The 11,904-nt window shown below is 51.3% G+C and carries 10 protein-coding genes; all 10 read left to right on the forward strand.

Annotated features, from left to right (window positions below; all coding sequences use genetic code 11):
- The 10 genes from HNP98_RS00350 (at position 1) to HNP98_RS00395 (ending at position 11,881) form a co-directional block, all read left to right on the forward strand.
- A complete protein-coding gene (locus HNP98_RS00350) occupies positions 1-963 on the forward strand; it encodes a GDP-mannose 4,6-dehydratase (RefSeq protein WP_173808058.1) in 963 nt (320 codons plus the stop codon).
- A gap of 2 nt (positions 964-965) precedes the next feature.
- Positions 966-2,066, forward strand: a complete 1,101-nt coding sequence (locus HNP98_RS00355; protein WP_173808059.1) for a glycosyltransferase family 4 protein — start codon at positions 966-968, stop codon at positions 2,064-2,066.
- A 61-nt stretch (positions 2,067-2,127) separates the two neighbouring features.
- On the forward strand, positions 2,128-2,907 hold the full coding sequence (locus tag HNP98_RS00360) for a glycosyltransferase family 2 protein (protein ID WP_173808060.1): 780 nt from the start codon (positions 2,128-2,130) through the stop codon (positions 2,905-2,907).
- A gap of 42 nt (positions 2,908-2,949) precedes the next feature.
- The gene (locus HNP98_RS00365; RefSeq protein WP_173808061.1) at positions 2,950-3,954 is read left to right on the forward strand and encodes a glycosyltransferase family 2 protein; all 1,005 of its coding nucleotides are present in this window, start codon (positions 2,950-2,952) and stop codon (positions 3,952-3,954) included.
- A gap of 66 nt (positions 3,955-4,020) precedes the next feature.
- Positions 4,021-4,887: a glycosyltransferase family protein gene (locus HNP98_RS00370; protein ID WP_262889059.1), complete on the forward strand. Its 867-nt coding sequence runs from the start codon at positions 4,021-4,023 to the stop codon at positions 4,885-4,887.
- A gap of 87 nt (positions 4,888-4,974) precedes the next feature.
- Positions 4,975-5,910, forward strand: a complete 936-nt coding sequence (locus HNP98_RS00375; protein ID WP_217425604.1) for a hypothetical protein — start codon at positions 4,975-4,977, stop codon at positions 5,908-5,910.
- Positions 5,911-6,510: 600 nt separating this feature from the next.
- Positions 6,511-7,527, forward strand: coding sequence for a glycosyltransferase family 2 protein (locus tag HNP98_RS00380; protein ID WP_217425605.1), 1,017 nt, complete (start codon positions 6,511-6,513; stop codon positions 7,525-7,527).
- A 310-nt stretch (positions 7,528-7,837) separates the two neighbouring features.
- Complete coding sequence (locus tag HNP98_RS00385; protein ID WP_173808065.1) at positions 7,838-8,788, forward strand: glycosyltransferase family 8 protein; 951 nt, start codon at positions 7,838-7,840, stop codon at positions 8,786-8,788.
- Positions 8,789-9,018: 230 nt separating this feature from the next.
- Positions 9,019-10,239 (forward strand): glycosyltransferase family 4 protein, encoded by a 1,221-nt coding sequence (locus HNP98_RS00390; protein WP_173808066.1) that lies wholly within the window; start codon positions 9,019-9,021, stop codon positions 10,237-10,239.
- A 355-nt stretch (positions 10,240-10,594) separates the two neighbouring features.
- A complete protein-coding gene (locus HNP98_RS00395; RefSeq protein ID WP_173808067.1) occupies positions 10,595-11,881 on the forward strand; it encodes a glycosyltransferase family 4 protein in 1,287 nt (428 codons plus the stop codon).
- The last annotated feature ends 23 nt before the right edge of the window (positions 11,882-11,904 follow it).

Here is an 11,904-nt window from a genome sequence, read left to right on the forward strand (position 1 = left end):
ATGAAAAGAATTTTAATAACTGGGTTTACTGGATTTGTTAGTAAATATCTGCTAGATCATTTGGCAGATATTGAGGATAATTTCACTATTCTTGGGCTTTCGCGTAGTCAGCACTTTGATGAGTTTTCTATAAAAAATCTTACAATTAGCGTAAAAAAAGTTGATCTAAATAGTCAGCATCAATTAAAGGAAATATTAGATAAGTTTCGACCTGAGTTTATATATCATTTGGCCTCTGATAGCAGTGTTTCCTACAGCTGGACAAGTCCTATCGAAAGTTTTCAAAATAATACCAATATTTTTTTGAATCTGGTTGAAAGCGTGAGAGAACTAAATCTCAGGTGTAGGATATTATCCGTTGGCTCGTCTGAGGAATATGGAATTGTCGATCTAAAAAATATCCCCCTTCTTGAAGACACTCCTCTAAATCCAGTAAGTCCTTATGCGGTAGCAAGAGTCTCGCAGGAATTATTGAGTAAAGTTTACGTGCAAGGATACGGGTTAGATATTGTCATGACTCGTTCTTTTAACCATATAGGTCCAAATCAAAAAGATAATTTTGTTATTTCATCATTTGCCAAGCAAATAGTGAAATATAAGCTAGGTTTAGTTTCTGGTATTGAAGTGGGCAACATCAATATAATAAGAGATTTTTTAGATGTGAGGGATGTCGTGAGAGCGTATACTGCTCTGGTTGCGACTGGTAAAGAGGGAGAGGTCTACAATATTTGTAGCAACCAAGGGTATTCACTAAAAGAAGTTATAGACAAGATGATGCTAATAGCTGGCATTGATTGTGAATACAATGTTAACGCGAACTTAATTCGTCCTTCAGATAACCCAATCATTGTGGGTGATAACGCCAAGATCAAGCAGCAATGCAAGTGGGAGCAATTAATCCCTTTCGATAAAACATTGTCGGACATTATTGATTACTGGACATTTCAGCTCAAAGCCGTTTGAATATGAAAATATTGTATGACCATCAAGTATATGTAACACAGAAGTTTGGGGGTATTAATCGTTATTTCGATGAAATTTCTAAAATAACGATTGCTGATGTTACAGTAGAAAAGATTGATCCAAACCTATTTAATATCTCGCAGCCACTAGATAAAACTGATATTATTTCGCGGGGTTTAAGATTTGCAAAGCGTAAGCTTGGGACTTCAAATGCTCAGAAAGTAATTTTTCCTCTGGATGCAGCACGATCTTTATCTAGTAATGAGTTCGATGTATTTCACCCTACATATTACAACCCGTACTTCTTAAGTATGGTTAATAAACCTTTTGTGTTGACTGTGTATGACATGATACATGAGATATATAATGAATATTTCAGTCTCAGTGATCCGACATCGCACAATAAAATGTTACTATGTGAAAAGGCTACTAAAATAATAGCGATATCAAATCAAACAAAACAAGATATAATAAATATTTTCAGAGTACCCGAAGAGAAAATAGAGGTTACTTTATTAGCTTCTGACTTTGCTTCGGTTTTACCTATCAAACCAAGTCGTTTATTAAATCTTAAAAAATATATATTATTTGTCGGTAATCGTGGAGGGTACAAAAATTTTTATTTTATGGTTATGGCTTTGTCAAGTGTTTTAAAAGAGGATGAAGATCTTCAAATTTTATGTACAGGACATCAATTTAACAGTGAAGAAATGTCTTTCTTTAAAAGTTTTGGTGTTGATAAACAAATGCTCAATATTTATTTGGAAGATGATAGCGAGTTATCTTGGGTGTATCAAAACGCTGAATTGTTTATATACCCATCATTATACGAAGGTTTTGGATTGCCTTTGTTAGAAGCTTTCGCAAGTGGTTGTCCAGTAGTATCGAGTACTGGTGGCTCTCTGCCAGAAGTAGGAGGAGACGCGGCGCTTTACTTTGATCCAAAAAATGTCTTGCAAATGCAAATAGCAGTTAAATCTTGTTTATACGACCAGCTTGTCAGAAAGAGCTTGGTACTGAAAGGAACTGCACGGCTATCGGAATTCAGTTGGGATAAATGTAGAAATGAAACTTTATCCATATATAAGTCAATCTGTAATTAGTGTTAATGTGTAATGGATAATGTCTTTAATAACTCATAGTTTTAATTAATGCATTATTGAAATGAATCAAGTTCCCTTGGTTAGTATTATTATACCATCATTTCAACAAGGTAACTACTTAAAGGAGTTGCTGGCTTCTATAAATAATCAAAGCTTCATTGACTACGAAATTGTGATTGTTGATGGGAACTCTACGGACAATACTAAAGAGGTAGTAGAGGAATTCTCGGGTTTTCCTGTCAAGTTTCATCAAGCTTTAGACGATGGGGTATATGACGCGATGAATAAGGGGGTGCGATATGCCATAGGTGATTGGTTATACTTCATTGGTTGTGATGACCAACTATACGACCAGTCAGTGCTGGGCAGTTTGTTAAGTAGTTTTGAAGACAAGGGGCTAGATGTGTTTTACGGCGATGTCGTAATGAAAAGTGACCAGAGTCGCTACGCTGGGGAATTCAATTTGGATCGGCTGCTACGCTCACAAAATATTTGCCACCAGGCAATATTCTACAGGCGTACCGTGTTTGAGAAAATTGGTTTATACAACTTGAAATATAAGGTGTGGGCAGATTGGGAACTCAACATCCGCTGCTTTCGTCACACTGAGCTGGTCATTAAGTACGTTGATGTAATAGTTGCGCTGTACAACAACGAATCCGGGGTTAGCCACGCGCACGATACAGTTCTGAAAGAAGAATTGCCGTTGAATTATTTAGCGCAAATAAATTTGTTGGAAAAAGAGAAAAAAGATATTCTTGAATCAAAATCATTTTTAATCGGTAATAAGATGGTTAATTTTTATGTAAAGCTTAGCAAATTTCTTCGATTAGGGAATTAAGCGTTTTGTTGTTTAGCCTTACATATCAATGTATCTGCTCAAATGGGTATTCCTTTGGTCTCGGTAATTATTCCGAATTATAACCATGTACTATATCTGCCGCAACGTATCGAAAGCGTCCTGCAACAGACTTACCCCAACTTAGAGGTAATCCTTTTAGATGATTGTTCGCCAGATAATAGTAGGGAAGTAATTGAGTGCTATGCTGCGCAGGATAGCCGTATCCGGGTGGTATTCAATAATCAAAACAGTGGTAGTACATTCAAGCAGTGGAACAAAGGATTTGATACAGCCCGGGGAAAATACGTTTGGATTGCAGAAAGTGACGATTACGCCGACACTCGTTTTTTAGAGAAGCTTGTTGAACGCTTGGAAGCAGATCCAAAAATTGGTTTAGCTTACTGCAATTCAAATACTGTTGACGAAAATAATGTAGAGATAAATGCGCTGGATGAGTTCTATTCTGTACTGGATGCTACTTTGTGGACCAAAGACTTTGTGGTTGACGGGAGAGAGCTGATAATTGGTTTTATGTCTTTCCGCAATGTTATTCCCAATGCTAGTGCAGTTGTTATTCGAAAGAGCGTAATTGATAAGGTTGGCAAGGCCGACGAAAACTTTAGAATAAACGGTGACTGGATATTCTGGGCCGCCATCATGGCGAATACCAAGGTTGCGTACTTAGCTGAAAAACTTAATTATTTTCGATTCCACACGAATAACGTTCGTAGCAGTACATTAGCTAATGGAGTGTCGTTGCACGAAAAGACCAAGTTATTGCATGTCATACAGCAGTATGGTGCCCCTAATCCAGTTTTTTTTGATAAAATGATTGAAGAATTAATGCAATTATGGTTTCAGGGAATAATTGCGAATGATATACCTTTCCATACGCAGGTTCGTATTCATTCCAATATGCGGTCAATTAATAAGAGATTTTATCCAATATTTTTTAAATACTTTAAAAAAAATATGCTTGAAAATAATTTGAGCGGTATGAGACAATTCTTGGGTGATGGGTTGCTGTACAAAATATTAAAAAAATAAATGCAGAATAAAAAATTACTTAATATGTTGGCGCTGCTTTATCGCCCTGCCAAAGCGGTTACCTGAATGATTTCAATAATTATCTGCTCCCGCAATTCGGAAACGTTGCGCACCGTTTCGCTGAACGTGGAGCAAACCATTGGCGTCGCCCACGAGGTCATTGCCATCGACAACAGCCGCGGCGAGTACGGCATATGCCAGGCCTACAACCTGGGGGCCCGGCGGAGCCAGTACGGCATCTTGTGCTTCATGCACGAAGACCTGTGCTTCCACACGCCCAACTGGGGCGGCAAAGTGGCGGAGGTGCTGAGCGACCCCAGCATCGGGGTATTGGGCGTAGCGGGGGGCATGTACCAGCTCCGGGCCCCGGTGCCCTGGTGGTTCATGGGCACGGCCTACATGCGCGAGCAAGTGCTGCACTCGGTGCCCGGCGAAGCATCGACGCTGCACTTCGTCAACCCGGAAGCGCAGACCCTGGCCGACGTGGCGGTGGTGGACGGGCTGTGGCTCTGCTCGACCAAGGCCGTGTGGGAGCAGCACCCCTTCGACGAAAAAACCTTCCCCGCGTTTCACTTCTACGACATGGACTACTGCACGTCCATCTTTCGCCAGTACCGCGTCTGCGTTACGTTCGAGGTCGTAATCGAGCACTACTCCAAGGGGTCCATCAACGAAGCGTGGCTGGCAAACGCCCTGCGCTACCAACGCAAGTGGAAGCAGCGGCTGCCGTTTGGGGTAATAAAAATAGCCGGCCAGCAAAACGCCGAATTGGAGCGCCGCGGCCTCCTGGACTTCATCGATAAATTCATCCCCAGCAAGCTTTCGTCGAATAAAATCATCAGTTCGTTTGCGCAGCTGCTGGTCTTGGCCCCTCTGAGCCGGGAGTCGCTCGGCATGGTCAGGCGCTTCGTCCGCTTACGCCTGCTGCGTTGACGCCGTTCTGCCGGCGCTAGTTGGCCCAAGTGCATACCCCGTTCAAAGTGGGCCCCGTATAAGTTTTAAAAAGTAGAACCAGCTGTGATGAATTCGGCCACCAAACACGTAATCGTATACCTGGCTCACGGCACCGAAAGCGTGTACCACCAGACGGTGTTTTCCATCCTCACGTTGTACCACCACACCAAGGGCGATTTTAAGGATTTTACAGTTGTTCTGTACACCGACAACAAGGCGTTTTTCAGTCCTTACCTCGGTGATACCGGCGTGGTGATTGAGGATTTGACCAAGGAACAGCTGGTTGAGTTCATGGGAGAACGCCGCTTCATCCACCGGGTCAAGACGTTCGTTATCAAAGACTGCTTTAGCAAGTACCAAAAGGATTTACTGTACCTGGACGGCGACACCATGTTCATGGCGAATCCGGCGGGGTTGCTGAAGGCCATCGCGCCGGCTTGCAGCGTGATGAACTGCGACGAGTACGACATGCACGACGGGGGCATCCACGAGCTGCAGCACTGGTTTGACTTGCGGACGGCGCTGAAAGCAAATGCTTTCGTGCTCCACGGCAAGCAGTTTAAAATACCCCTGGCCACGCGCATGTGGAACGCCGGTATTCTGGGCATAAGCCAGGCCAATGCGTATCTGCTGGAAGACGTAATTAGCCTGACGGACCAGCTATACGCCAAATGCCCGCTGTTCAACGTCGAGCAGTTTGCAACATCGTATGTCTTGCAAAACCACGCAACCGTGGTTTCGTCGGGGAACTACATCCTGCACTACTGCTACGGTGGGGTGAAAAGCAGGTACACCTACCACTTGGGTTTATTTTTCGAGCGGAATAAGAACCAGCCCGTAGCGGTGCTTTCCCGGCTGGCGTTTGAGTTTTCTCAAAGCCTGGACGCGCTTACCGCGCCGCCCACGGCTGCGAAAAAAATGACGGTGTTGGACCGGGCCGTGCTGCGCCTGCAGTTGGTGAAGGAAGTGGCCATCACCGGGGGGCTGCGCAGTAAGTGGTGAACCTAGATCGGTTTTCAGGTCGGTGTACAGCTGGGTTGCTCCCGGTCCGCCGGCTTTTTCAGCCGGCCGACCGATTGTCGTCAAGGAAAATAAGTGGCGGTCAGTCAACCGGTCGGCCGGTCGAAAAAACCAGCGGACCGGACTGTACAACAACCTAATAAATGCTCTAGGAGGAGGGGTGCCCGGGCACTAACCAGGGGTATGCCTTATCGCCATAGTTTTTGGGCCGGAGCGAAATCAGGCCTTACGTCCAGGCCAGAGAGCCGGTCAGTTGGAGCGGTTAGAGCTACGGGAGAGATGCTTCAACTCCGCGACGCGCCGCTTCACACGATGGTCAATTGTGCTTTCTAAGAAGCTGTGCGGGTTACTTTTTTGGCCCTTGGAACGGTGTAGAGCCGCATCTTTACGTTTCTGGATTGAACGACTCGTTCAACGTTTTACCATCCTGTCGTTTAACGCTGAGACGCAAGGATGCGTCTCTACCTCGTTCGAACGGTAATTCAAACAGCTTCTAAACCGCTCCATGCTTTGGGCGTGCATGGGAAGCCGGTCGTCGGGGCTAAAATTTAAATGATTAACCCATTCAATCTCTTTTGCTAGATGCCAAAGGTCTCGGTTATTATCCCCAACTACAACCACGCAAAATACCTTGTGCAGCGCATCGAAAGCGTGCTGACACAAACCCTACGCGACACGGAAGTGGTGATTCTGGACGACTGCTCCCCCGACAACAGCCGCGAGATTATTGAGCGCTATGCGCAACAGGATAACCGCATTCGGGTGGTTTACAACGAGCAGAACAGCGGCAATACTTTTAAGCAGTGGAACAAAGGAATTGGGGAAGCAACCGGTGAGTACGTCTGGATTGCCGAGAGCGACGACTACGCCGATACAAATTTTTTAGCCGTATTGGTGGCGCGGCTGGACGCCGATTCGGCCGTTGGCGTGGCCTATTGCGACTCGTGGCTGACCGACGAAGCCAACGCAGTCAACCTGGTTGACCGGGGGTATTTACACCGCGTAGATCCCGCGCGATGGGCGCACAGCTTCACTTGCGACGGCATGGAGCTGATAAGGCACTACATGTCCTTCGTGAACGTGATTCCCAATGCCAGCGCCGTGGTGTTGCGTCGCTCGCTGCTGGCCGAGATTGGGGCGGCCGCTACCGACTACAAGTTGGCCGGGGACTGGCTGTATTGGGGGCGCATTTTATCGGTTACCAAGGTGGCCTACGTGGCCGAGCGGCTGAACTACTTCCGGCAGCACACCAACAATGTGCGGTCCAAGGTAAGAGGGGGCAATGAGCTGCTGCAATTTTCTTATGCCATCAGCCAGATGCGGCAATACGGCGAGCCCGATGCCGAAATGTATGCGCAAGCAATGGAGCGTAACTTTGAGTGGTGGTTCTACATTATGGTTTATTCAGACTTCTCCGTAAGTAACCATTTGAAAATCTACAAGAATTTTGCGTACAAGAATGGGAAATTCCCCGCGTTATTTTTCAAAAATGCGTTTCGGTTGGTGTATAAAGATAAATTCAATGGCTTGAGGCATATTGTAGGCGGCAAAATACTTAAAAGGCCCTCGTTCTCGCCGCCTCATTGGTTTTCTATGTAGTTTAATATTGAAGCTATTTAGAAAGTAGTTAGGAATCCAAAAGGCCGTCATGCTGAGCTTGTCGAAGCATCTCTACCGCTTCGTATGAGCCGTTCAGCGAAGCGGTAGAGATGCTTCGACAAGCTCAGCATGACGCTCAATTACACTTCCTAAACAGCTTCAATAAGACTACATAATAGTTTTTTCCTTAATTAATAAATATTGAAGCTGTTTAGTGATTTAAAAAAGTCATTCGGAACGTTCTGACTCGGCGGCGCTCGGTAGAACGGCCGAAAGGGAGCGTCTAAAGAGCCTCATTATAATACCTGAAATGAACAAGAAAAAAAACGTTCAGCTTGCTTTGGCTTTCGATGATAAATACATAACCCCATTTTATGTATTATTGGCATCATTGTTTATCAATAATAAACAAAACGACGTAGTAATTCACACCATAGTTAGCGGTATTGCTGATAAGGATAAAGATGATATCATTGCTTACGTTCAAGCGAATAGTGGGGAAATAATCTTTTACGATATTGATTTAGATTACGTATCCAAGCTGATAGTGCCGGAAAAAGAAGAAAATCCTTTGACGGGTGCTATGTACTACCGGCTGTTCTTTCCTTTTTTGGTGCCAAGCGAAGTGCAACGGCTGCTTTACATCGACGTGGATACGCTGGTAGTCGGCGACCTGGCAGGCCTGGCCACGCTCGACCTTGGCGGCAAGACAGTGGGTGCCGTAACCGATAGAGACATGCCCGTGCGCTCCGACATCGGCATTGACTCGGTAGAGCAGTATTTCAATTCCGGGGTTTTGCTTATCGACATTGCGAAGTGGAAAGCCCAGCGCATTTCGGAGAAGGCCCTGAAGATTATCAGCGAGGAGCCGGACCTGATAAAAGGCTACCCCGACCAAGACGCGTTGAATATGGCCCTGCGCAACGACTGGTACCGACTGGAGGCCAAGTACAACGTGATGCGCTTGTACGTGCCCAACGAAGTGCCGAAGCGCCGATTCGAGGAGTTTCTGAAAGACCAAAAGATCATTCATTACAACGGCAAGAAGCCGTGGTTCAGCGACTGCGAGCACCGCCTGCGCCACGTATACCAGCAATACGCCCGGTTGTCGCCCCGGCCCGCGGCGGTGGCCGTTGCGCCCGTGGTGCTGACGGAAGAAAAGCGCAAAATGCTGCGCAAGGCCCGGGCCGTAGAGTTTTATTTCGACCACCCCGAGCTGGTGGCGGTGTGGCGGCGGCTGAAGGCGCTGGTGGGGCGATAGGGCCCACGGAGCGGTCCGCACGTGGGTGGCTTAACGGGGGGGTAAGTTGATTTCTTTGGCCTATTGGAAGAAGTAGAGACGCAACCTTGCGCTTTACCCCGCGCGGGTACGGACGCCGCCTTGAGCTGCGGACGCCGGTTGGGCGCGGAGCGGGGCGGCGTCCGTAATTTTGACCGGGTTTTTTGGCGATTGCAACGCACAACCCCGAAGCTGTTTAGAAAGTCGCCCGCATGAACATTCTCATTTCTACGTGGTCGTTGCAGGTGGGCGGGGGCGAGATACTGGCCATGAACCTGGCGGCGGGCCTCGACCGGCTGGGCCACCGGGTGGTGGTGTTCAACCAGCGGGCCGAGCTGCACGACGCGGCCCTGGTGCAGCGCCTGCTGCCGCCGGGCGTGCGGGTGGTGTCGATGGCCGACCGGCCCCGCCGCAGCTACTGGGCCTACAAGCTCAACGCCCTGGGGCAGCGGCTGGGGCTGCGCTACGCATTTTATGAGCGGGCGCAGCAGGCGTACTTCCGGGCCTGCCTCAAGCGCTACGGGATTGAATTGGTGAACAGCCACGCCACGTATTCGGACCGGCTGTGTGCCCCGGGGCTGCGCGAGGCGAGGATTCCGTTCGTCATTACCGAGCACGGCGAATACACCATGTTCGCGCGGGAGCGCCGCCCGCTGGACTTCGCGCCGGTGCTGCGCCAGGCCGATGCCCTCGTGACGGTTTCGGACTACTGCCGGCTGGTGCTGCAAGGGGCCCTGGAGGACTTGCCCCCCGTGCACACCATCTTCAATGGCATCCGGGTGGACGCGCCGCCGGCCGCCGGGGCCATGCGGGCGCAGCTGGGCATCGGGGCCGGGGCGTTTGTGTACGGCATGGTGGCGCGGGGCATTGCGGAGAAAGGGTGGGAAGCGGCCCTGCTGGCCTTCCGGGCCCTGCGGCCCTTGGTGGGCCGCGACGTGCAGCTGGTGCTGGTGGGCGGGAGCGGCTACCTGGACGACCTGCGCGCGCAGTACGCCGCCGAGCCCGGGGTGCACTTCGTGGGCCGGGTGCCCAACCCGGACTTTTATGTGGCGGGGTTTGACGTGGGGCTGCTGCCCTCGTACTTCGCGGGGGAGGCCTTGCCGCTGGCCGTTATCGAGTACCTGTTCTACGACAAGCCGGTGGTGGCCACTGATGTTGGGGGGATGGGCGAGATTCTGTTGGACGCCGCCAGCGGCGACGCGGCGGGGCTGCTCACGGCGCTGGACCACCCCACCCAGCGCCCCGACGTGCCGGCCCTGACGGCGGCCATGCGGCGCTACGCCACCGACGCGGCGCTTTACGCCGCGCACCAGCAGGTGGCCCGGCGGCGGCAGGCTACTTTTTCGTTGGCGGGCTGCGTGCGGCAGTACGAGGCGCTGTTTGAGCAAGTCGTTGCCGGACGGGCCCAGCAGCTAGGGCGGGTTTCCGGTTAGTGCAGTTTTCAAGGTCGTGTACAGTGCGTGTGGAAAGGTTGTAGAACGGAGTGGCACTCCGTTTGGCCATTGCCCGGCAACGGAGTGCCACTCCGTTCTACAGCACCTAGAGCGGTTTCGGGGGCAGCGTACAGCGCAGCGGGCAAGTAGCGCGAACTTTGTAGTTCGCGTCGCTCGCTTCGTCCTGATGATGGCCGGGCAGCGACGCGAACTACAAAGTTCGCGCTACTTGCTACTGACCCCGAAACCGTTCTAACCTAGGCGCACCGATCTGGGAACCGCTCTAGCGCCCTTGTTAGGGTGTGTGATCCTTGTTAGGGTGTGTGATAATATAAGAAGATAAATACTTGCAAACATGAAGATTCTGGTTGCTACTTTTTGCCTCGACAAGGCGGGCTCGCACGTGCTGGCCCTGGCGCTGGCCTCGGAGCTGGCCAAAAAGCACACCGTCTATTTTTTTAACCAGAACGAACAGCTGGTGGACCCGGGCATGGTGGCGCAGTACCTGAGCCCGGCCGTGCGGGTGGTGGCCATGGACCGCTACCCGCTGTTCAATGAGGTTTGCTGGAAGCTGAACGCCTTGTTTCTGCGGCTGGGGGCCAAGTTCTCGGTGCACGAGAAAGCCAAGGACTGGCTGGGCCGGTACGCCATCCGGCGCTACGGCATTGACATTATGCACAGCCACGAGCCGCTGGTGGCCAGGTCGCGCATCACCCGGCTGGTGCAGCGCACGGGCGTCCCCACGGTGGTCACGGACCACCAGGGCTACTCCATGCTGATTAAAGTGGGTGAGTTCGGCTACGTGCCCTACGCCAACCTGGCCCGGGCCGTGGTAGGCGTGTCGCGGTACACGGCCGACTTGTTCACGGGGGCCCTGGTGGAGGTGCCCACGGAAGAGGAGCGCCGGGCGGGGGAGCGGATTCTGGCCAGCGACTACCAGCACGAGTACGAGAACGCCACGCAGCAGGCCGCGCCCGGGCCCCGGCAGCCCGTTACCACGCGGGTGGAGGTGATTCACAACGGGGTGCCGCGCTACGCGCCGGGGGGGGCGGAGCCGGCGGCCCTGCCCATCCCGGCCGGCAGCTTCGTGTTCGGCATGGTGGGCCGCGGCAACCAGCAAAAGGGCTGGGGCGACGCGCTGGCCGCCTACGCCTTGGTGAAAGCGCGGTTTCCAGCGCGCCGCTTTGCCTTCGTGGCGATGGGCGACGGGCCTTACCTGAGCACGCTGCGGGCCGAGTACGAGGCTGCATCGCCCGACATCTACTTCCTGGGCAACGTGCAGACGCCGCACCCCTACATGCGCCAGTGCCAGGTGGGCTTGTTTCCGTCGTGGTTTTCGGAGGCCCAGCCCATCTCCATCATCGAGTTTTTTGAGAACGGCGTGCCCGTGGTGGCCAGCCCGTTGGGGGGCATCCCGGAAATGGTGTGCCCCCCGGCGGGCCCGGTGGCCGGCCGGCTGCTGGCCATGAACCCCGACGCCACCCCGCGCCTCGACGACCTAGTGGACGCCATGAGCGCCTACGTGGCCGACGGGGCCCTGCTGGCCCGGCACGCGGGCGCGGCCCGGGCCCTGCGCGCCACCTACGACGTGGCCGAGTGCGCGGCGCGCTACGAAGCGCTGTTTCGGGAGATTGTGGGCTAAGCCCGTTCTTTGCGGGGCCGTGC

Origin of the sequence: Hymenobacter caeli, from assembly GCF_013294115.1 — a bacterium.
In the GTDB taxonomy this organism is placed as follows: Bacteria; Bacteroidota; Bacteroidia; order Cytophagales; family Hymenobacteraceae; genus Hymenobacter; species Hymenobacter caeli.